The organism is Paenibacillus sp. 1_12 (assembly GCF_900114475.1).
Taxonomy (GTDB): domain Bacteria; phylum Bacillota; class Bacilli; order Paenibacillales; family NBRC-103111; genus Paenibacillus_S.
This window is the reverse complement of record NZ_FOTE01000041.1, coordinates 1-22,945: the sequence shown is the minus strand read 5'-3', so window position 1 is coordinate 22,945 and position 22,945 is coordinate 1. Positions and strand designations below refer to the sequence as shown.

23 protein-coding genes are annotated in these 22,945 nt (G+C 39.0%); 18 read left to right on the top strand and 5 right to left on the bottom strand.

The window, feature by feature from the left end; translation table 11 throughout:
* The 11 genes from BM210_RS33365 to BM210_RS33320 all read left to right on the top strand — a co-directional run.
* On the top strand, positions 1-222 hold a 222-nt coding region (locus tag BM210_RS33365; protein WP_143101165.1), incomplete at its 5' end, for an integrase core domain-containing protein.
* A 550-nt stretch (positions 223-772) separates the two neighbouring features.
* Positions 773-2,032 carry a hypothetical protein gene (locus BM210_RS33360; RefSeq protein ID WP_091176991.1) on the top strand — a complete coding sequence of 420 codons (1,260 nt, stop codon included), beginning with the start codon at positions 773-775 and terminating at the stop codon, positions 2,030-2,032.
* Between the two features lie 90 nt (positions 2,033-2,122).
* Positions 2,123-2,791 (top strand): ribonuclease H family protein, encoded by a 669-nt coding sequence (locus tag BM210_RS33355; RefSeq protein WP_091176990.1) that lies wholly within the window; start codon positions 2,123-2,125, stop codon positions 2,789-2,791.
* 167 nt (positions 2,792-2,958) lie between these two features.
* The gene (locus tag BM210_RS33350) at positions 2,959-3,324 is read left to right on the top strand and encodes a hypothetical protein (protein ID WP_091176989.1); all 366 of its coding nucleotides are present in this window, start codon (positions 2,959-2,961) and stop codon (positions 3,322-3,324) included.
* A 643-nt stretch (positions 3,325-3,967) separates the two neighbouring features.
* Positions 3,968-6,697 (top strand): DEAD/DEAH box helicase, encoded by a 2,730-nt coding sequence (locus tag BM210_RS33345; protein ID WP_177238162.1) that lies wholly within the window; start codon positions 3,968-3,970, stop codon positions 6,695-6,697.
* Between the two features lie 840 nt (positions 6,698-7,537).
* Positions 7,538-8,422 (top strand): hypothetical protein, encoded by an 885-nt coding sequence (locus BM210_RS33335; protein ID WP_091176986.1) that lies wholly within the window; start codon positions 7,538-7,540, stop codon positions 8,420-8,422.
* Between the two features lie 106 nt (positions 8,423-8,528).
* On the top strand, positions 8,529-9,086 hold the full coding sequence (locus BM210_RS33330) for a hypothetical protein (RefSeq protein WP_091176985.1): 558 nt from the start codon (positions 8,529-8,531) through the stop codon (positions 9,084-9,086).
* Between the two features lie 126 nt (positions 9,087-9,212).
* A complete protein-coding gene (locus tag BM210_RS33325) occupies positions 9,213-9,626 on the top strand; it encodes a hypothetical protein (protein WP_091176984.1) in 414 nt (137 codons plus the stop codon).
* 170 nt (positions 9,627-9,796) lie between these two features.
* On the top strand, positions 9,797-9,952 hold the full coding sequence (locus BM210_RS35260; protein WP_177238161.1) for a hypothetical protein: 156 nt from the start codon (positions 9,797-9,799) through the stop codon (positions 9,950-9,952).
* Between the two features lie 75 nt (positions 9,953-10,027).
* Complete coding sequence (locus BM210_RS35255; protein WP_177238160.1) at positions 10,028-10,192, top strand: hypothetical protein; 165 nt, start codon at positions 10,028-10,030, stop codon at positions 10,190-10,192.
* A gap of 155 nt (positions 10,193-10,347) precedes the next feature.
* A complete protein-coding gene (locus BM210_RS33320) occupies positions 10,348-10,596 on the top strand; it encodes a hypothetical protein (protein WP_091176983.1) in 249 nt (82 codons plus the stop codon).
* Between the two features lie 121 nt (positions 10,597-10,717).
* Here BM210_RS33320 and BM210_RS33315 read toward each other — a convergent pair whose 3' ends face one another.
* From BM210_RS33315 to BM210_RS33300, 4 genes are all read right to left on the bottom strand, one after another.
* Complete coding sequence (locus BM210_RS33315) at positions 10,718-11,563, bottom strand: HNH endonuclease (RefSeq protein ID WP_143101164.1); 846 nt, start codon at positions 11,561-11,563, stop codon at positions 10,718-10,720.
* Positions 11,564-11,575: 12 nt separating this feature from the next.
* On the bottom strand, positions 11,576-13,096 hold the full coding sequence (locus BM210_RS33310) for an AAA family ATPase (RefSeq protein ID WP_091176981.1): 1,521 nt from the start codon (positions 13,094-13,096) through the stop codon (positions 11,576-11,578).
* Positions 13,097-13,476: 380 nt separating this feature from the next.
* The gene (locus tag BM210_RS33305) at positions 13,477-14,169 is read right to left on the bottom strand and encodes a helix-turn-helix domain-containing protein (protein WP_091176980.1); all 693 of its coding nucleotides are present in this window, start codon (positions 14,167-14,169) and stop codon (positions 13,477-13,479) included.
* Positions 14,170-14,322: 153 nt separating this feature from the next.
* Positions 14,323-14,526: a helix-turn-helix domain-containing protein gene (locus tag BM210_RS33300; RefSeq protein WP_091176979.1), complete on the bottom strand. Its 204-nt coding sequence runs from the start codon at positions 14,524-14,526 to the stop codon at positions 14,323-14,325.
* A 477-nt stretch (positions 14,527-15,003) separates the two neighbouring features.
* Between BM210_RS33300 and BM210_RS33295 the strand changes: the two genes are divergently transcribed.
* The gene (locus BM210_RS33295) at positions 15,004-16,338 is read left to right on the top strand and encodes an S-layer homology domain-containing protein (RefSeq protein WP_091176978.1); all 1,335 of its coding nucleotides are present in this window, start codon (positions 15,004-15,006) and stop codon (positions 16,336-16,338) included.
* Here the strand turns inward: BM210_RS33295 and BM210_RS33290 are convergent.
* A complete protein-coding gene (locus BM210_RS33290) occupies positions 16,288-17,058 on the bottom strand; it encodes a helix-turn-helix domain-containing protein (protein ID WP_256224212.1) in 771 nt (256 codons plus the stop codon). The two genes, BM210_RS33295 and BM210_RS33290, sit on opposite strands and share 51 nt — an antisense overlap.
* A 255-nt stretch (positions 17,059-17,313) precedes the next feature.
* Between BM210_RS33290 and BM210_RS33285 the strand changes: the two genes are divergently transcribed.
* The 6 genes from BM210_RS33285 to BM210_RS33260 form a co-directional block, all read left to right on the top strand.
* Complete coding sequence (locus tag BM210_RS33285) at positions 17,314-18,162, top strand: SHOCT domain-containing protein (RefSeq protein ID WP_091176976.1); 849 nt, start codon at positions 17,314-17,316, stop codon at positions 18,160-18,162.
* A 23-nt stretch (positions 18,163-18,185) separates the two neighbouring features.
* Positions 18,186-18,689: a hypothetical protein gene (locus BM210_RS33280; protein WP_091176975.1), complete on the top strand. Its 504-nt coding sequence runs from the start codon at positions 18,186-18,188 to the stop codon at positions 18,687-18,689.
* 61 nt (positions 18,690-18,750) lie between these two features.
* Entirely contained in the window at positions 18,751-20,136 is a 1,386-nt protein-coding gene (locus BM210_RS35250) for a hypothetical protein (protein ID WP_091176974.1), read from the top strand.
* 48 nt (positions 20,137-20,184) lie between these two features.
* Positions 20,185-21,705 carry a stalk domain-containing protein gene (locus tag BM210_RS33270; RefSeq protein WP_091176973.1) on the top strand — a complete coding sequence of 507 codons (1,521 nt, stop codon included), beginning with the start codon at positions 20,185-20,187 and terminating at the stop codon, positions 21,703-21,705.
* 207 nt (positions 21,706-21,912) lie between these two features.
* A complete protein-coding gene (locus tag BM210_RS33265) occupies positions 21,913-22,554 on the top strand; it encodes a nucleotidyltransferase family protein (RefSeq protein ID WP_091176972.1) in 642 nt (213 codons plus the stop codon).
* 136 nt (positions 22,555-22,690) lie between these two features.
* Positions 22,691-22,945 (top strand): transposase (locus BM210_RS33260; RefSeq protein WP_091176971.1); only part of this gene is annotated, 255 nt, incomplete at its 3' end.

Genomic DNA, 22,945 nt, shown 5'->3' with positions numbered 1-22,945 from the left:
AATAAAAATGCACATATTGAATCTTTCCACGCTATTTTGGAGGCCGAATGCTATGGGAGGCATGAATTCGAAACATATCCACAGACCTATGAGATCGTCACGCAATTCATTCAAGACTACAATCAGCAGCGGATTCACGGGAGCATTTACGACTTGTCGCCCTATGAATATATCGATGCTTTAAAGAAAAACGAGGTAAAACCTAAATCTATTCAGGTATAAGACACAAAAGACTAAGCAAAACATAGCAATTTCAAGCAATTCTATGAGACCCGCTGATTAAGAGGTATAGTGTCCAGCATTAGGGTGTTGAACCGGTTTCACCATTTCATTGCAATCATGTATCGAAGGTCTAAGGGGTATAAAAAGATCATTTAATCCTTTTATTTACGGAAGCGAGCGAAATGTCTACGATGCCATGCGCACATTGCCAAGCGACAGAGGAACTTTCGAGGAAATCAGCTAAGTTTACTCAGGTTTCAAGCCAGCTAAAGTAGCTTTTGCCCTTCAAGGATTGGTATCTAAAGGTTTGGTAGTCAGCTAGGGAACGGTGTATTCAGTTGTAAGCGAAGCGAACAATAACATCAATTAACTGGTTCCCCATTTTCATACCATAGTAACAATGAAGGTGCTGACAAAGTCAGCACCTTTCTTCATTTCATCCAACCACATCCTCTAATTTACGTCCTACTAGAAGTTACTGTAAAATATCAGTGAGTTAAGTTTCGTTAAAGATTTTTGTTGCTTCTGAAATGAATGGAGGTAGAAAAGGATGCCAAGAGGAAAGAAAGTAAGACGTATTGATTATGGCAGAAAAGAAATGATGGGGTTAAGTGAAATTAACATTCCACAGACATTTACAAACTATATGAATAAGTTCTATGAGCTATATGGTTTTGAAGAAACTGACTTTAGAGTAGGTAAATCAGAGAACGCGGATTACTATTTCCCTGCTGATTTTGCAGAGCTCCTTGCTTTAGTCTTAAGGAACAGCAGTAAACACCCCTTTATTAGGGTAAATCATGTCAAAGAGAATGTTAATGCTTCACAAATACAGGAGTACAATCAACTGATGTGCGAGAGCATTGATAATGAGCTGCCTTCAGTTTTCAGAGATTTAATCTACACTATGCCTTCGCACCTTCAGTCAGTTAAGCTCGGAGACTTAACTTCAGTTTTAGTGGAGCGCCTGACGTTATTTATTATGAATATAACCAAATTGGAACATCAAGCGATGGGCGATACAGTTGACTGGCTATGTAGACAATTAGATCAGGCGAACTATAATCTGTTCAGGGATAACTACTTTTTTGAGATGGGTCAAAAGTCTAATGAAGCTTACGATAATGAGCACAATAAAGAGCTTATTGAGAAATTACACGGACCTAAGAATGAAAAAGTTGACGATATAGAGAGACGAATGGTTGCGACAAACAACAGTATTGATTATACAATTTCATTGCTTATAAAACGTATTCTGCATGAAACAAATGAGTTGTATCACGGAGAAAAGGGTTTTGAATATCTAGACCTTGAAAATAAAACGATGCTCTTAATGTTGGGGTTAGAGGCAATGCCAGCAGATGAAAGCAACTCGGATGGTCAGGAAAGTCACTTAATTGAACGGACTCTTTATTATAATCACGAGATGTCCAAAGCGGTAAACCAAGGAAGAGTTGCTATGGCTGAGTCGGTATTAGAGGGGTATAGAGAAAAAATTCTGACGAGAAAGTCAATCGTTGACCAGATTAAAGACAAGAGCTTCCGTGAGCCAGGCGAGATGAGCATTAACGAGAAGAAGAAAATTCTAGAAAGTCAGATAAAAGAGATGCAAGAGGAGTTGGCTAGATTAGACGCAGAAGCCAGCGAACCACAAAATGACTTCGTAGACAGTTTCATGGCTGAGATGAAAAGCAAGTATGTGGAGCATTGTGAGAAAGCAAATCAAGACTCAGAGAAGTTGAAACCGATAGTGGATCACTTTGTAGGACAAGTCCTTACAAACTTCATGAATAGTGGTGGTATAAAGTAAAGTCTTTTTATATTTGCTTTACTTTATCACCACACACCTTTTCTTCATTATACAATTGAGGCATCTCCAGTAAAGGAAGGTGCTTCAATTATGAAGAAGAGGAAAAGGACGGACAGTCGGGACAAAATCCTGCTGGACATCATCAAACGATCGGACGAGCAATTGATGCTTGATGAAAAAGGGACAGTCATCATATACACTGATGCATCGGTTCAGTCCGTATCGGATGATGAATACAGATCAGGCATAGGCGTAGTGATTTTCTATCGGAAGAAGAAAAAGTTCGGCGTTAAGCTAATTGCTGAGTGTGAGTACAAGTCCGAAAAGGATGATATCGGTAAGGAAGAGTATAAGGCTCTCAAGCGGGGTATTGCAGAAGCTATGGGAACGTGGGAGTTTGATCAGGCGTACGTCCTATCTGACAGCACTTCTGCCTTAAAGCGACTGACTAAGGAAATCAAGGATAACACCTCCATTCCATTCGATTTAAATCTCTACTGGGTGGAAAGTCACAAGGGCATTTTGTTAAATGCTCTTGCAGACCACTTGGCTAAAAACAGGAATGTTGAACAATTCGCCAGTGTAGACGAGGCACTTGTAGTCCCCGATGCCAGCCCATTTGCTAAGTATCGGAGTTATACGGGAATAAAAGGCGGCATGAAACGTGCCTATCATATAAATGAACGCCAAAAGGCTTTTCAAAAACTGTTGAAGTCAATACCCAACACAAATATTTACCAAAGTCTACTGCCAAGGTAGTATAAGCAGGGATTCCACCTTGAATAGCTCTGATTATATTGAGAAGGGTATGCCAAATGAGTTTAGAGTTGCCTATCAGTCATCAAGAACAACTCGACTGTGAAGTTTGTGGTACGAAGGTAACTAATTGAAGTAGTTAAGAAAAATCAAAGGAGATGATTAGCTATATGATCACAAATGAGCAACTCGATGATTCGTTTAAATCTGCTTCGGTTGTTGTTCTAAAAGCAAGGGGATTTGACACCCTTGTAATTAGAAAGGGTTTTGAAGATGAATCTTCTCTTATGGACGATGAGAAAAATCAGATATTATCCTATTTAAGGGAAAGAGTGAGTAGGAGTGATCCTCTGTTCATTAAAGCAAAGGATTGTATTGATCAGAGTGAGATGTCGAGCGATTATTTTCATAATTATCCAAGGAAGTTCCGTGGAGCATATTATTCTGTAACATTGAAGTTTATCGCAAGTCTTATGGTTAACTCACTCGTCAGGAACATCAATTCCCCTTGTTCATCATCGCAAGTCATCCATTAATAACTCATAAGAGTAATCAAACAACTGCTGATGCCCTCAGCAGTTTTTCTTCATTCTGGGATAGGTGAGATCGTCGGACGGGTCAGTCTAGAACCTTGAAGCGCACCTTTAAGAAAAAATAGAATTTAGCTTCATACCGCATTATAATTCACCCGCCCACCCATCATCAGAGCCTGATTTCCTCGCCCTCGAATCGACTTGTGAACTTCGCTCAAGGTATCATCATTCAAACTGCTAAGTGAGGTGAAGGTAGAATGTCGCAGGACTACTGGTCAGAGTCGTTCAAGAATTTAATCGATCAGCGTTCAATGTACTGGCGGGAGCTGCTTCATCGGTCGAAGAGCGGGAAAAGATGGGATTTGCCTTTACAAAGACCTCTTTGATCTTATGGAAAGCGGCGAGATTCAGCCGCGACAGTAACGGATGGTGGATCAAGTACATTCGATAAGCACCAAGATCCTATATGTAGGAGATTATTGGTACTTTTGTATGTTCAAGGCAGGACATAAGGAGTCGTCTGTAGAATAATGTAGAAATTAGGGGGTATCGAAGGTGTTTCGTCGTTTCCATGCACTCTCTGGAGATGCACTGGAGCGACTTACTCATTTCTACCCTTACAACTAAGTGCTTGGAGGGAATGGTAGTGACCTTAGCTGTCGATAAAAAGTGGATTAACCGACTTGATCCGAATGAAGTGGTCTTATATCCACTTCAGTTTGCTAACACCGAACGATTAAACAATCATGGTAATGATGCAGTTTACATATTTGATGAAGTCGGTAGCGGTAAGACAATAAGTAGTGGTATTATGGCACTTGATTTTCTGGAGCATAATCCAGGTGAAGATGTCTTAGTCATTACAGCCAATGCTCTAGCACGTAGCAGTGATATTAAACCTAGAGGTCAGTTTCTGAGTGACTGGTTTGACAAGCTCCCTTTCGAGGAATTGGGGTATGGCAATAGGGTTCAGGTCGTTAATAATCACCATTCTAAATTCAAGACTCTACGTAAATACGGACTTGTAATCATCGATGAAGCTCATCTATTCTTGGGTGATTGGACTCAGCGTTATCTCAATCTGACTAATAACATCAGGGCTAAGAAGGTGGTATTTCTAACAGCCACTCCGATTAAGCAAGGGAAACAGGATTTACAGGTCTATCCGCGAATAGCATCTAAATTACTTGAGAAGCCAGTAGATTCCAGTTGGATCGATCAACTTCTGACAATCGGTAAGCAGCCTGAGGCGTTGATCTGCAGCCAGTTCGATGTGAAATTTCCAGTAACACGATACTTCAAGGATACGATTAAGTCCCTTGAGACTGAGGGCTATAATAAAACAAATGTGAAGCGGTATGAGTCCTTGGTTTGGCAGTATCAGTCACGTAACAATAAGAACGAAATATTGGTAAAGAATTTGAAAGCCATATCTGCAAAATCCAAGAATAATCGTTTCGTTGTGTTCACCAGATATGTAGAAAAAGAAGTTGACGTTATTGCGGGGTATCTAGACGTAGCAGGATTCGAGAAATCTGTCACTGAACTCCCTGACAAGCCGACTTATTACGTGGTCACTGGACGTAATCCGCGAGAACTGACGGATTTCTCGAGATCAGATAATCTTCCCACTGTTCTCATTTTGACGTATCAAATCGCTGAGCAAGGCATTAATCTGCCAGGGTATAACCATATTGTAAATTACCACATCTCTGCTTACCCATCTGCCTTAGAACAGCGTTACGGACGGATCGACCGCTTGAATAGTAAGAGCGAAGAGATCTTCAATTGCTTCCTTGTCGGCTCCAACTACTTTGACACGAGTTCAACGAACTTCCTCTATGCTATTAGCACCTGTCTTGGTTCGATGTTAAGCTATTTACCCTCGAGGAACACGATCTTGTCGCCCGATATCTTAAATCGGTATACGACCATGAAAAATGATGCCCAGAGGTATCTCACCCGACTTTCTGAAACCCTGGAGGATCAGGGGGTCAGCGAATTATATGATTACCTTACCGCATGGGAAGCACTTCAAAACAAACCTGCTACGGAAGCATCCGAGTCTGAAGCCGGTGAGGTAAACTTAGCCGAAGCCGATTCTGCAGCTTTATCTGAAGCGCTCGGTGAAGCATCTTTCGATACTGACCCTGTGTTAGCAGATGAGGATCAGAATGAGTTATTCGTGTTTTGCAGAGAAAGGTTGTCTCTCGATCAAGATCTAAAAGCGAGCAGGGATGAAGCCGAAAAAGCTCTGTTAGAAGATATTCAAAGACGTATAGACGAGTTTCAAGCAGACGTTTCTTATAAAAGTGATGAGAAAAATAAGGTAATTGAGTGGCTATCAAGAAACGAAGGTATTTGGGATCACATCTTTTATGTTAATGAACGATCAGCTGATTGGACGCAGCTTGATGTTGGTCGTGTCGATGCTGTTGAGGGGTGTGCGAAATTCATCTCTGCTAACAGTGATTATGTTGAGTATCTAAAGATATTCAACGAGCAGATTCGTCTGCCGAAGGAGTTCCAAAAGTATCGTGCTCTGATAAACAGGGGATTCGAGAAAGCCTTTGAAGCAAATAGGTTTGATATCTTGTTCCCTGCCCTTGTAAACAGCACTTACTCAGAGAAGTTTAAAGCTTCTCTAAAACCGATCCTTGATGCCAAGCTAGAAGCTCAGGCTAAAGCCGAACTTGAAGCCAAACTCGCACCTAAGCCCGAATCCAATAACAAAATAAGCGACTTGGTAATCGATAATATTGACCAATTAATCCCTACCCTTCCTCTGTTCAAGTTGATGGAGCTATACAAGCAGGAGCTTAAGAAGTTAGCTCGAATCGAGAATGGAGCTTTGCGGGATAAATTTCATGGCGAGGTACATGTCTTTGCGACAGCAATGGGTCGCCTAAGAAATAGTCGTGTAAATGTCTCAAACGAATTCTATAATAAGTATTTTGGGCATGTTCGGGGTAAGGAGTATTTTTCCTTTAAGGAAGAGCTCAAGTCCTTCTTTGAGGTTGCCTTTACCAAAGAAATTGTTGAGGCTGGAGTAGAGAAGAGGATTAGCTCATCCAGTAACTGGTTAAAACTGGCGTACCACATGTCGCGTAAGGAATCTGTATCGTGCTTATTCGATTATGTTGATGGTGTTAAGAGACTGACGAGAATAATTGATACTCAAAATGGAATCATTGCTTCACCAAATGGAAGTCGATCGCTCTTTTCGCACTTCATTGAGCGGAATAGCAGAACTGGTTTCCGTACATGGGCTCAGAAGTATTTTGTTGATGACATCGTTAAACCTGACTACGTGTGGGCTGACGATTATTGGACAAAGGGCGTTCTAAGAGAAGTAAAAGGTCTGAACTATAGTTAATAAGATAGAAGAATTATTGAAGACGATCAAGCTGCTGAGTATTTCGGCAGCTATTTCATTTATCATCGATAACTGTATGTCTTTCTTGTTTTGACTTGCAAAAATAGAAGATTAACAGATCAAGGACTAAAAATACTTTCCGAGTGTATTTGTGATTGATTTTATTACTAGTAGGATTACATTTTTATAAATGGAGGTCACTAGTATGGAACCAATATGTAAGGACATTGCAATTTTATACCTCGATTCATCAGAGAAGATGTATCTCCGCAAATATGTGCACACGGACACAAGCCGTGACTCTCTCACATTAAAAAACAATCATCTTGACGACATATCAGATGAACTGGATTTTCTGAATTTCTATCAATGGGCGTCAAGAAATCGGTATATGTTAATTGCTTTAGTTTGTAATAAGTTAACTAACAAAGCAGATTTTGATGCCATACTAGATAAGCTATCTAAGACCGGAGTCAAATTATATTTTGCAGACTTGATATATTACAACAATGTTCCTTTTGAGCTGCTTTTAAGAAGAGATCAAAAGTCCAAGAGAACGATGTCGTATTACTGTAATACAAATCAACTTGGGGGATTCAGACTTACAAGTATTAGCTAGTACTGAACGATTCAAGAGTAATCCCCCATTGTGGGGTTCCGCAGCTGCCGCGAAAATCGGCAGCTTTTTATTTTGATACGGATAAATTATCTCTTAGGCAGCAAAATTAATGTGTTTTATTTGCTCAAGTAGGTCAGAAGTAATAATCACTTTGACCTAACTCAAAGCTGTGGAGTAAAATGGAAGAATACTACAGAACTAGAGGTTAGGAGATTTGAACAATGCTCCAATCTACCATGAGAATGGAATCAATCCATGATATACATGAATGGCTAAACCAATGCACTGAACTTAATCAAAAATTAGATATGTGCGAAAACCTTTTCGTTGATTTGGGAAAATTAAAGTGGGTATCTCCTTTAGGTATAACTGTTCTGTTATCTTCATTAAATTATTTGGATCGTAATTTTTATTTAAAGACAGAGTCACCATCCTTAGATGTAGCGGATCGATTTGATATTTTGGGGTATTTAGAACGCATGAATTTTTTGCAGTTATGTCCATCAGATGTCAAAGAATCCTTCGAGATGAGTAATAATATGACAGCGTACTATCATCGAAATCGAAATAAGAAAGATGAGGAGCTCGATGAATTACGAGTATCCAAATCTGATGGTGATATCGTGGACCTCGATAAGTCAGTCAAAAAGATAATGAAAGCAAAAGGGCTTCACAGGAACCGAGTGACTGATATTGCTGGCATCGTCACGGAGTTAGGTCAGAATGCTGTAGAACATACTGGAACGGATAGCTACTCTTGTGTTCAGTATTATAAGAAATCAAGCACGCGCCCTGAGCGTGTCGAGATCGCCATATGTGATAATGGACAAGGTATTGTTAAATCGCTAGAGGGTCATATTTCTGCAATAGATAAGGATGAAATAGTTAGGCAGGCTATTTTCACAAGAGCGACCAGTTTACCGGAGCAGGATCGTGGTAAGGGGTTGATGGATGTTAAACGCACCACTTTCGATTGGTCATCTGATGCGGAGTTTTATGTAAGAACACATGACAGTGCGTATAGAATACATGCTGATAAGCTTGAGTTGCTTGATAGGGGTAAGTATTTCTATGGAACATACTACTACATAATCATATATCTATAGAAATGCTTGACAGATTGAATAATATGAACTAAATTTAAGAAAGGGTTTGTTTTCAAACGTTGAATTGAAATCGAACCCTAAACTATATAGAAAATGGTGGACCAGAATGTTTAAGATTAACTTACTAACTGATGGACAAGAGAAGGTAAGCCTAATCGGTAGACGAATAATGATTCCGCTGAACCAGAGGGTAATGCAACAAATAGAAGAAGCTCCGAAATCAACAGTATTTGTTTACGATATGGAGCAGGTTGAAGGTATGAACGGTTCTGGAATCGATGAGGTCATCGTCAAGCCGCTAAAATGGATTCGACAAGAATATAAGACGCAGGACAAGTACTTGTTCCTCATTAACTTAAGTGAAGAAGAAGACCATTTGTATAATCTTAAGAAAACCCTACGTGATGAGGATGTCGTTGTTGTTGCCAACTATGGGGTATCGCTTGAGATTATCGGTGATCTTGGAGAGGTATCAAGAGAGCTTCTAGAGTTTACTTATAAACATAAACAGATAACTGCAAGATTCGCATCGGACTCACTCGATAAAAAACTCAATTTAGTCAGTACACAGCTTACAAAATTGAACGAGCTAAGGCTATTGAAGAGACAAGAAGAGCAGCTTGAAGAAGGCGGCAGACAATTTGTATATAGCAGTTTATTTTAGAGGGGGATATTCCCCTTTTAATAACTCCAGACTTCAATTTACGGATTGAAACCGATAGGTTCAATCTTTATTAATAAAATCGATTTCAAATTGTTAATTGAAATCAGTGGAAGGAGGTGAAATAAGATGGATTTTGCACCAAGGTTGATCTACAGATTCGCTATACCTGCTGTAGCTTTGTTATTAATGGTTGTGCTGTTGATAATCCCATTGGGAAAATCGGCGTATAACTCAGTCTTTGGAGAAAAGGTAACAGTCGAGTATAGGGCTTCAGTTGTTTCCATTGACGGTGATCAAGGCGTTATCGAATGGAATGAAGATGAGATAGTAATTGCAACACAAGGTAATACTTATGTGCCACAAAGACGGAATGTCGACTTGAATACTTACAAGCAAGTAAAAATCGGTGATACATTCACTGTTGCCGTAACAGAACCAGGTTTAATGAAAAAGCTTGGAACTGAGAGCCAAAGAACGGTAGAAGTTAAGAAGCACGACATAAACTTCTTCAAGTCTACATGGAGAAAACTCTTTGGATAGGGGTATGAAAGTTGCTAGAGAAAAAAATAACCCGCAAGATTCCTTGTCGGGAACCTACGGGTTAGTACTAATCCAATCCTAATGCCTGCCGATTAAACTCGAGATGGTTCTAATAATACCATTAGGATGGGTTCCTTACAAGTAAAATATAATAACAAGGGACTGATAAAATGCTTATTTGTAGAAAATCGATTCGCCGCAAAGACGGTAAAATTGTAACAGCTGCACAAATGGGTCTTAAAGCAATATGCTTCGAAGTAACAGAAGAACAAAACCAAGCTTATCTCGATAAAAAGAAAAAAGAGAAGGCTGATAAAGCAGGTTAGAAGACAAGTATAAATTTAGTTCCGTGGCAGGGGAACTTCAAACTATAAAACAATATATCATTGGAGGTTTTTAAGATGGCAAAGAATACAGGAAATGGTTATCGAAAAGGTGCAGTGACAGAGCGTACACAATTCCAGACTCCAAACGGGAACTGGGCGAAGCGTGACGCCGATACTGGACGCATTATGGATCAGAAGACATCGGGCGGTAAATTTAAAGGGGTTCGAACAGAGAAGTGATGAAATAACTAGAGCAGAAAACAGTTAGATCATTACTGACGGTTTTGTCGTATCTAGCGATTAAAAATAAGAAGAAAATGTATATTGCTCTTGAGGATTTTTTAAACAGGTACTATAATGGTGATTCAATATTACTGACGAGAGGGGTAAATAAAATGAGCTTAGAGCTTCCTATCAGTCATCAAGATGCATTCCAATGTGAGGAATGTGACACTACAATCAACCATACTTTTACTATCGAAGATCTTGAATATGAGAGCAGCGAAGAAAGAGGCATGGGTGAAGAGACTCAATACGGATTTACTGAAGAGGTTACGTGTCCGAGTTGCCAACATACTAATGAAGTTACCGGAGAAGTTTGGGAGTATCCAGATGGCGCGGTAAATCTTATCCAGTTGACTTGAATAAAAAGAGATGGTGCCCTCACAGGCACCATCTCTTTCATTTACTAGGAGTTCTTACGACCTGAACATTGAACCCACCTAGCTTTCAGATGATTGTTGTTGGGTTAAGTGATAAATTTGTTCATTGATTGACACCTACAGTATGAAACCAAGTACTCTGAGCAAGAGCGTAGTACATCGCAGTTTTCCAATAATTTAGATGCTGCTGCTCACAGCTTTCAGCACTATCCGATAACTGATTACGAACAGCGTCTGCTCCAACTGTTTGGTATATCTTTGATAATAAATACGTAATGTCGCTCAGTTCAGTTGCAGCTTGTATACTATAAAGTCTGGATAGTTCCAGTGTATCGAAATGATTCTGAACACGATTTGCCTTAACCGAATCCCAATGACTAGGTGGACTAACGAAATATTGAAAGGCTACAGGATTACCTTGTATCACTTCAGCATATAACCAACGGTCACCTTCAATGTCATCAAAGTAAGGATGTAGGGGCTCCTCATCTGGAGAGGATGGTCGGGTATTTAGTTTGCTTTTATTGCAGTCTGAACAAGATGGCACTAAGTTTGCTGGTGATACGACAAGTGATGGATGATGTGCCTTGGGAAGATGATGATCAAGCGTTTGGACAACTCGATGACCACATAGCGGGCAAATGCCATTTTTAGGTGCAGTTATCAGTTTGTCATAATAAACTCTTCCAGGTGAGGTTTTCCCAACCATCCTGTCTGTATAGACTTTCTCCATTTCATTTTTTAAGACATTATTCCCTACAACATTTTTTTCAGCTATCAGATGTAACGTGTTATTTGTTGCATGTTGATCAAAAGCTAGAGAGTCATCGATGATTTCTTGTTTACATGTCATAAGGCGAATTTTCAAGCTGGGATCTCGAACTCTGCTAATGCAAGTTGTATATACAACTTCTGGCTGATCAGTAGGCTTGGGCAGTTTGCGCATCAACTACTATTCCCTTCAATTTTTAGTGGCTAGAAGGGCTCGGATGATGGCTTTAGCTTCCATTCCCAATTCCCCGTTAAAATGTTCAACAATAGATTCAAAATCATCATGTTCATTTACTGCATCGAGTAGCATTTTATGAAATCCGGAATTTGTAACTTCGAGCCCGAATACTTCCCTTGTTAATGCTCCAATATTTTCACCGAATGTTTCGAGTTGGGGTCTATCAACTGCCATTTGGCTTCCGCTTCTCCTTAAAATCCAGACACAGCTTTTTGGTACTTCTTGTAGTACAACAGGTGAATGAGTGGCAATAAGTGCTACACCGTTCCTCCGAATCAATAGGTCAGATAAGGCTCTTGTAAAGGCAGATAAGAGAGGTGGATGTAGATGTCCTTCAGGCTCATCTAAGAGAACCAAGGTTCGTTCTTCTACAGTCTCCACTAATTTTGTAATAGTCAGAAGGATGATCTTATGTCCAGAACTGAGCTTATTGAACAGGTAAGTAGCTCTTTCCTTGAATTTCTTATCAGATTTTATATCTACCAAATCAGTAACTTCTGCAGCCTTAAACATGGGATCTGATTCAAGCATATTTATAGCTCGAATCCAACGGACGCTTTTCGAACCGATACAACATGCCCTTACACTTTCTACAAATTCAGCTAACAATTGATCTGTACTTTTAGGAAGCAAGCTTTCCTCTTTTTCAGTTCGGGGCTGCTTTAGACCCACACAAAAGTATCTCATACCTTTAGCGGCATCCGTTTGTTCAGCTGGCTGTTCCGCTGTATCAAATGCGCTAAATGTTACCGAGACCAGATTAGCGAAGAATTCTTTTCGGTTTTCTTCAGCATTTGAGAGGAAGTAACCGACTTCTTCAGGATCTATTTCATCGTCAACCAGAGCATGTATCATATTGTTCAATAAGTGCGTTTTTCCAACACCGTTTCTCCCGATTAGAATATGAATGTTAGTCGGAGGATTGGACTCAGGCGTAACTTCAAAGGATATCTCAACCGGTTCCGACAAGCTACTTTGGATTTTTTCAGTAGTATACTTAAATTTGTAATGAGATAGACTTGAGTCACCGTGTGCCAACCTTCTGTATTGTCCTTTTACTGATGCCGTTGACACATCTCGTAGAAGGGAATTATGCATTACGTTTTCATACTTAATTTTCTCGTAAACATCAGGCAAGAGGGCGACATCGTTTAGACCGTTAAGGATATCTTCACGAATATTGTCTCCTAAGCGATTTAATTTTTCATAATACGTTACATCCTGTCCTAACGAGAAGAATTGTTCATCGAGATTATTAAATGAAACAGGAATACCAGGGCGACCCTTTGCTAAGGCAATCTCCCCAATTTTGACACTACCGATATAATGTGTCTCTCCAACGACATCGACGTATGCTAAAGAATACATTGTTTGATATGTAAACCAATCATCCCAGTGATCAGTAATTAAATACACTTGATTGGTTGGTTGTCGTTGAGGGTTAAATCTACTCGGCTTAACTTCAAAAAGCATGCACATTCCCCCTTGCTCACTTTTAGTGATTATAGCTTATACCTCATTAATTGATTTTTATGATTATAAGCAAATCGCTATACATTATTACGTTTATGGTCAAAGGATACTTGAAATTGCAGATATATGTCAGGTCAATGATAATTTATAGGGTAAAGAAGTGTAACTCGGAAATAGTCCGGGATGAACTAGAAGTACTGTTCATTGGGCATTGAATTCTTTAGGGGACAAGACTTCCATACCTGACTGCGTAAAACAAGGAAACTCATTTCATGGTCAAAAAAATGAGGCAAAAGAATGTATCAAACTAAGTTTTAGCTTCTATGTTGATTCTTCTTTAAAATATAACGTAAAGCCGCCAGCTCAGACTGGCGGCTTCTTTATGTCTTCAATTTAATCAAATCATTGCCGTTAATGTCCAACATATCGTAAGCCTTACCAACCATTTCTTTATCCTGTCCAAAAATATGAGTAGCTTTATTGATAATTCCACTGTGGGTAGCCACATGATTCAAGTTTTGAACCATAAATTCTGAATTGCAGAGAGCCACGACTCGTTTACTATATTTCAAAAGTTCTTGTTGAAAAAGTATAGCCCGATCTGCAACTTCAGGTGAGTAAACGACCACTTCACCTTGGGAATCCTTCATGTCTCGGTGATCAACTAAGATATTTAACTCCCCTTTGCCAAATGCATTGCATATCCCAATAAGTGTTTTCGACATGTAGTCTACATTTTCACTAGTAAGTAAGCCATGCACCTGAAAGGCTAATATCTTCTTATCACTGTCAATTTGGTATTTGAAACGTTCCACAAACGGAACAGTAAAATCCTTTTGATGATAGGCAGGGGTTGTCGAGAATCTTTCAGCAGTGAACATATAAGCCATCGATACCTGAAGCGCATCAGCAATTTTCTCAATATTAACAATACTGATATTACGCTCCCCACGCTCGACACCGCTAATGTATGTCCGATCTAGCCCTGCTCTATAAGAAAGAAGTTCCTGTGACATACCACTTCTTGCTCGAAGCTCCCTTATTCTTTGTCCAAATTCAGATCGTATGTCCACAAATAAAAGACCCTCCAATATTCATAGTTCCTTATTGAGTATATCGGAAAAATGGGTCTAAAGTTGTATGATTTTGTAATATTTTAGTTCAATGTGACTTAAAGTCAACAGACTTCCGTTAGAGTTCTCTTTATTCTAGATAGGGGTATTACTTTAGACAGATGGTCGTCTATCTTTCCATTCATCGATCTTACGGGGGTCTACTTTTAGGACCTCACAGATATGAAGAGCAATATTCACTGTTGGTGCTGTTAAACCATGTTCAATGTTCTGATAATGTTTCAAAGAAATATTGACAGCACGACTAACGCTCTCTTGGCTGAGTTTTTTTATTTCTCTAGCTTCTTTCAATTTCATAAAAGGAAACAGCCCCTTGCATTCGTTTCCTTAATGTTAGAGAATACGCGAATTTTTGATAACTAATTATAGTTGGCGAAGTATAGTTCGTATAGTATAGTTAACAATATGCTGTGGGAAATGGACTTTTGCTTGAAATGGGGTGAATGAGCTTAGAGCCGAAGTCACTTTTATGAAGAGAAACTAATTATTAGAGTGCGAAGCATGAGCACAACAGTAAATACTTTTCCACAGTTATAGAGGGAATGGGTTTAACATCTGACTTTCGTGCATCTATTATAAATCCCGAAAACGAACTCAATAGTGGTTTTTTGGAGATCGACGGTGCAGATGTCCATATGACTGTAAACAATGCAAGGTTTCTGGTATATATCTATTTTTGACAAGTAGTGTACTATGCAGCTTCAAATCCTTTGGTTTATAAAATAACTGAATTATACCGGGGGAAATACTAGGGAAGTTATCGGAGGGCTTCATTTGAAAAAATATGTTGCTATTCTATTGACCTCAATCTTGACATTTGGCATTTTTCCATGTTGGACAGCAGCTTCACCGACAGTAAACTGGCAAGCTATATACAAGGAATACATAGTGCAGGCTTTGACAGATAAAGATGGTCTTACTTTAGGACAAGATTGGGAGGTTGTATTAATTGACTTGGATATGGATGGAGTCCCCGAGTTGATTGCTGGAGAAGCCTACCGTGAGGTGTCTCCGGTGGATTTTATAAAAACCATCCGTGATGGACAACTCGTTGATTTACGGCAAAGAGTGGTAGGCAATTCTAACCCAGGCTCTTTGAATGTTAATGTTGGCATGAATGCTTTTTCAGTCATCAAATCATCTATTAAGCTTTACCTAGTTAAAAATACAGGCAAGTACAAGTACATAGGTCGGGATGGTTTTAGTGGAGTAGACAGCTGGGGAGATTGGGAATACGAAATGAACTTGGCAGGCATGACTTTAAACACGAATGAAATTACCCGTTCCCAAGCCCCTAATTCATGGAAAAAAGATGATGGTTTTACTGACCAAACCGAATTTTACTATACTAACGACAGAAAAGTATCTAAAAAGGACTATGATCTTTTTCGTGAAGAATATTATGCTGACTTAATAGAAGTACCACATGGAGCAGTATCCTCATCTTACATGAAGCTTTATAACTTTGATAATGGCAGAATCAATACTACAGAAATCGATACCTTCCTTTCGAGCTATATGCCTACAAAAGCGATCAAGCTGAATCAGATCCCGGCGGACTGGGCAAAAGATGAAATTGATCAAGCGCTGGCGTTAAATCTTATACCAGATGACTTACAAGGCGGCTATGCAAATCCGATTACGCGCTCCGACTTTTGTAGACTGATAGTCCAGATGCTAACTACCAAAACAGGAAAAACAGTTGAAGTATTACTATCGGGTTACGGCAAAGCACTAGATCCTACTGCATTTAATGATACTTTGGATCAAGCCATTTTAACTGCACAAGCACTAGGCATTGTGAGCGGCAAGGGCAAGGGGCAATTTGATCCGGATGGGAGTATTAAACGTCAGGAAGCTGCTGTAATGCTTTCACGTGCAGCAAAGGTAATTGAAATAGATATTAATCGTTCCGGCGTTTCCTTTGCTGATTATAAACAAGTTGCAGAATGGGCAAAAGAACCAATTTCATTTGTATCTGCCGCCAAAGATAGCATCACCGGTCTCGCTATCATGAGTGGTACGGGCAACGGTAAATTTAGTCCACTTGAGTATTATTCACGACAACAGGCTATGATCACGATAAAACGATTGTATTATGCAAACTAAGATAAAACTGGATTTACAAAAAAAAATATAAGTATATGTGTTGAATGCAAAATTTAAGAGCCTATGCGCTTGATCAATCATTTCGTGATCTTTGCCGAACAGATGATTCGTTTTATGGAATGCCCCGCTTTTTTGAGTAATTTGATTTAACTGGTTCATCATATATTGAGAGTTGCATAAGACGGCAACCTGATCACAATATTCGGTCATTCTCTCTTGTATCTTGATGGCTTTCTCTGCAACATCTGGTGAATAGACGATAGGCTCTCCGTTCACCATCATCTCACGGTGATCGACAAACGCTCGAACTTCACCTTTTCTAAAATGTGATAATACGGACAATATTGTTTTTCCTAATGATTCTGTTTCCTGACCGCTGAGGACACCGTTAACTTGCCATGCGATAATTTTGTTTTCATAGTCAACATTATAGACAAATCGCTTTGAGAACGGGATTTCGAAATCTTTCCTTAAATATGCTGCTTCAGAATAAAAACGTTCATCAGAACATAAGTAGGGGACAGTAATGTTTAATTCTATCGCAATTCGTTCGATATTGTGAAGGCTAATATTACGCTCTCCTCGTTCTACCCCTGATATATATGTTCTATCCAGACCCGCCCTGTAGGCTAGGATTCCTTGAGACATTCCACTTCTTGCTCGCAGCTGTTTTACTCTTATACCAAATTCAGACCGAATATCATTGGAAAAGTAGGTCAAAGTTGTAGAGATTATAAATAATTTTGTCGAGATAGTGTCGATGTGACTCAATGTCGACAGACTAAGATGGAAGTTCTCATTATCATGTTATAAGGGGATATAATCCGTGTTAAACAGGCGGACGTCTATCCTTCCACTCATCAATTTCTCGAGGGTCAACCTTGTTGGATTATTTCTAGATATGGGGCGAGTGAACTAAGAATAGAAAACGATCTTATTAAAGGTACAATTTAATGATTAAGGAGATGGAGAAGTATGAGTGTAGGGGCAAACCCATTGCTACAGTTGTTATTTCTTGCAGCAATAGTGACACCAATTATTACGTTTTTTCGGGTTAATCAAGCAAAAAGATCTGGTAAGAAGGTGAATTTAACTGAGGATTCTCTAGGGAAATTTGGAGCTATCTTTGTGGAGCCGACCGAACGGTATATTGCTTCAATTGGTAATGGTTATATTATTAATTTTTTAGCAGGTAGCAATGTTGCTAGTGGTTTTGCAGTAGTCAGTAATAAAAGGGTTTATTTCAAGGGAAAGTGCTACTACAAAGAGGAAGGTAAGCTTAAAAAGTCATTCGAGGAGCGAACGGTTGATCTGAAGGACGTCACTGGGACTGGGTATACAAGGACAAATCCGTTGTTCTTACTTATTACGGCAATTGTATCTTTTCTGGTTTTTGTAATTTCAGCGATTGTATCTTTTGACAGTGACTCCATGAGTGACACCGCTAATCAAATCGGATTGACAGTGTTCCTTTCAAGTTTGGTTGTATTCAGTATAACAATAACGTCATATTTACTGAAACGACATAATCTATTTGAAATTGCTTTTGCTGGCGGGAAGATTGCCTTCGATACTAACTTATACGACAAAACGGAAATCGATGATTTTCAGAAGCAACTCAGAAGGGCTAAAGACCATATTGTTGAATCAGCACATTCTCAGGTTGCAGCGGCAGCCGCATCACAAGTGCCCGCTGAAACCAACTCCAAACTTGGTATTGCTGATGAGATCAAGAAATATTCCGAACTACTGCAGCAAAAGCTTATTACCCAAGAAGAGTTTGACGAAGCTAAAAAGAATCTCCTATTCAATAGTAACAAATGAGTCCTGTTATTGAAGGGTTAACCTTGAGTAATGGTGAGGAGATCAGAACGGTATTAGGTAAGGGGCATATCGGGAACAACGATAAAAAGCCTGTAATAGTCCTTACTAATAAGTACGTCCACTTTTTTGGTGAGCATTATCGATATGTAAATGGCGATACTTCCCGAAAAATATATGAACCAGAATCGGTACTGTTGCAAGATTTCATTGGTGCTGGCAACATACGTAAGAGATCGAGACGTAATCTTTATTACCTGATTTCTGTTGGGGTATTAATCACGATCCTGACGCAGATCTCTAGAGGAATGAAGAAATTCGGTTTACATGTTAGCCATTTAAAGCAATTTAGCTCGATAATGGCTGGAGTTTTTTTCATCGCATTGATTCTCTACCTATTTAAGAGGTACAAGTTGTTTGAAGTCGCCTTTATAGGAAAGAGAATCTGTATCAGCGAACACCATTTTGAGAAATCGGAAATTCAAGTATTCATCCAATCAATCTATCAAGAGAAGAGAACAGTTCAATAATTTGGCTATTAGATCAATTGCTCATGATAAACATACAACAATGAAAATGGAGTGATGATAAATGAAGAAGATATCTATGATGTTGGTCTTGTCTTTAGTTATTTCCCTATTTTCTTCACTAACGGCTTTGGCTGAGAGTGGAGCGAAGGTAGAGACAAAGCAAGGTGGTTATGTCTCAATCTCAAATGTAACTGATAAAAAACGATTCACTGATGAAGGATCAGGTGTTGGCGATTCGATTTTCGTTTCTGATAAACCAGTAACACTTACCATTACCGGTAAAGACTCGCATCCGAGCATCAATTTCCTTCCTGACGCGAAGCTTGTTGGTGAATCTTTCATAATGGGAGAAGCATCCGAAGATATCACAGTAAAAGAGTATACATTAAGTCTCAGCAAAAAGGGTTACTATGGCGTGAATGTGCGTTTTGGTAGTGAGTTTTCGCCTGATACGGTAGCCGAGTTCGTTGTACAAATTACAGGCGAGGCAACTGCAGGTAATGATCTCAAGGCTAACTCCGAATCCGGAAATAATGCAGTGGACCAAGGTATGTCGACAGTAAATGTCCTTAATGAAAATTCGGGGTATACGATTAAATTCCCAAGCAGTTCTTTGAGGCTCCAGAAAGTTAAGGGAAGCGACGATGAAATTGGTGGTTTTGAAGTATCTGCGATCACTTTGAAGAACCCGGAATTTGAGAAGGACTCTAATGTATTCTTGTTCGATCTTGTAACCACAAATCCTAAGGCACATTCAGTATATGTGAGTGTTGATAGTTATTTTGGCGGTCAAATGAAATATGTAGACGAAGAATTCAAAGACGGTAAAGTATCAGTATTTATGCCTAGTGTTACCTTCAAATCTGTTATGACAGACGATGTTTTGGATGTGATTATAGAGGTTTATGACAAAGATCGCAATGTAATCGACTCTTTTAAGAATATTTACTTTATGTATGAAGGATTCAATCGTTATAAAGTGAGTGATGCCGATACAAATCAGTCGAACAAACCTGTATCTGCCAAGCCAACAGCATCCAAGGTTATCGTCAATGGCAAGCAGGTATCATTTGAAGCTTACAACATCAATAATAACAACTTCTTTAAGCTTCGCGACATCGCTTCGGTTGTGAATGGCACTGAGAAACAATTTGAAGTGAAGTGGGATGGAGCAAAGAATGCAATTAGCCTTCTTTCCGGTAAAGCGTACACTCCAGCTGGCGGAGAGCTTAAAGTATCTGCTAAGCCAGTAACAAAAGAAGCAAAGCCAACTACTTCCACGTTATATATCGATGGTAAAGAGGTAAACTTTGTCGCCTACACTATAGATGGTAATAACTACTTCAAGCTTCGTGATATCGCAAAGGCGTTCAACATTGGCGTAACTTGGGACAGTGCAATAAATAACATTGGAATCGATACGAAGCTTGATTACAAAGAGGAGTAATACAACCCGTATTAATCGAAAAAAAACGTTCAATAAGGAGATAACTATATGGGATCAATGAAGAAATTTTATTCTATTCTAATAATATTAGCAGTATCAAGTTTCTCTATTGTTTCTGGAGCAAATGCAGCAAGTAAAGAATTTGATCTTTCCGTTAAGGGAGAAGCAAACTATAAAGTTTTTGTACCGAATTATATTGGGACCAAGACTGTGCAAGAGAAGGTAGATAGTAGTTACAATAGGAAAAGAAATATTGTAGAGTATCGTGATCATGTAGTCAATGTAATAAGCACACCTAAAAAAGATAGCCATGGAAACTATCCTTTCTTCGAAATCATAACAGATGATAAGAACGCTAATTTTGTTTCAATATGGGTTGATGTGATTAATTATGATGGACTTGATAATTTCTTTTATATGGCTGGATACCAAAAATCAGATTTCAAAAATGGGAAAGTACAAGTAAGTCCTTCATTTAGTACTCCAGGGTTGGAATTTACAGATTACGCGGGTAAAACCTTTGAACAAGTAGCAGGGGAATTAAAATACATAAATTCAAATGCCATCTTCACTGTTAATTTCTCAGTAAACGATAAAAATGGACGGGAAGTAAAGAAGGATAGTATTAAGTTTGTTTTTGCTGATAACGGTCTAGTGAAGGTATCGCCAACTACTTCATCAGTTGTTGTTAATGGTAAGAATATCTCCTTTGAAGCTTATAATGTCGGAGGGAATAATTATTTCAAACTGCGTGACATTGCTATGGCAGTGAATAACACTGAAAAGCAATTCGAAGTAGGTTGGGACAAAGAAAAGAATGCAATTAATTTGATTCCAAACTTAGCTTACACGCTTGTTGGCGGTGAACTCGAAGTAAAGACTAAGTCGGGTTCTAAAGATGCAAAGTCCTCAAACTCCAAGATTTATTTGGACGGAGAAGAGGTTCAAATAACTGCTTATAATATCGACGGTAACAACCACTTCAAGCTTCGCGATATTGGAAAAGCCTTCAACATTGGAGTAACTTGGGATGGCGCATCCAAAACTGTAGGTATCAATACAAATATTGATTATACAGAGGAAACTTTAACACCAACCGAAGAGTCTTCTAGTGTGTCGCTTAAGCGGCTAACGATAGATGAAATAATAACCAAAAGTAAAGAAGTTGTTAATGAAATGGGTTATATCGTAAAAGAACGAATCATTGTAGTAGAAGACTCTAATGCTCCATACATTGGAATTTCTAAAGACGGCTACGCTGACTTCGGGCTAATAACAATTCCGGAATATAGCTATGAAGGATATAAAGATGAAAAACTTGAGGAATTTGCTTCGTTATCACTTTACAGTTTTGCTTCTGACGAGACTGCTCTTAACTTTTCTGTGAAGTGGTTAAATACTATGGGATTTGTTGTGAATGGGGATTTTAAAGACGAACTTAAAACGTTTTGGAAAGAAAATAAAGATAAATCAACTAAAAAAACAATAACAAAAGGAAATATCGTTCTGGTTGTGGGAACTAACGGTCGTGGGTCTGGACTTGGACTGGTATTGTATTATAGTGAGTAGAAATGGGGAATCAAGAGTCTTGATAACAGAGAGCAGATTAAGAGTATCTAAACTTTCATTTTTATAACATTACTTTAACGAGATGGTGTCCTTACAGGCACCATCTTTATTTTTAATTGAGTAGATGTACTCAAGCCCATCGTAAGTCAGAGAAAATATATTACATGTAGGTATATATATAAATTCTCTGAAAGGGGTTTACCGCCAATGAATGTTATTGACTCAATCATCCAAAAGCGTGATCATATCCTAACACTCGCCACCAAGCACGGAGTAATCGCACTCAAGCTCTACGGTTCTGTCCTCGCCCGAAGTGAATCTGAAGAAAGCGACATCGACTTTCTAGGACTCTTCGATCCAACCATACTTTACGATTGGAAAGCAAGGTTAGTTGTTGCAGACGAACTAGAACAGTACTTCAACAGAAGAGTCAGTGTAGTAGATTCCAGAGATATCCCCGAGGTATTTCGACCTTCGATTGATACTGATCCAGTAGACATCATGGAGCTATCTACCTATCAACAGTATTCGATTACACCCAAGTCGAGTAAACTGTATTATCTGATGTTGAACAGGACGTTAACCGAGTATGACCTTAATCAATGGGGGTATGTAGAAAGCCTTTATATCTCATTGGCAGAAAATGTAAGTTATTGGCTCAGCAGGTTGCTTAGACTTAATGACAACGACCTGAAAGAGTACCAAGGATTTTACTACGTTGAGGTGCTTTATTTTTGCGATAAGTTCAGCCCTATCTCCAATTACGACTATATCCCCATGGATATGATTCGGTTAAAAATGTTGCTTCAGCAGATATATGAGTATGTCGAGTTAAGGTTGGAAAAGTGATTTAGAAGCGAACTTATAATCACTGTCAAGAACATAAAGCTTATATTATGAGGTGCCATAACTTTTTAGCCCCCTAGAAGCTTTGGACAGTACACCCCTTAATCAAATACAATATGAATAGACGGAGGGGAACGTTATGAAACGAGTACAATATGATCTTAATTTCAAGATGGATATCGTTCGAAAAGGGAAAGAAATCGGGAACTTTACAGCTATAGCCCGACAGCACGAATTGGATCCCAAGATGGTGTTGCGGTGGGCAAGAGAGTTGAACCGTAAAGATGTAGATCAACTGGATGGAGCCAGCAAAAGACAGGCTGCTTTTATCCCTACAGCTGAAGATTTCAAGCAGTTGGAACATGAGAATGAAAAATTGAAAAAGCTTTTAGCG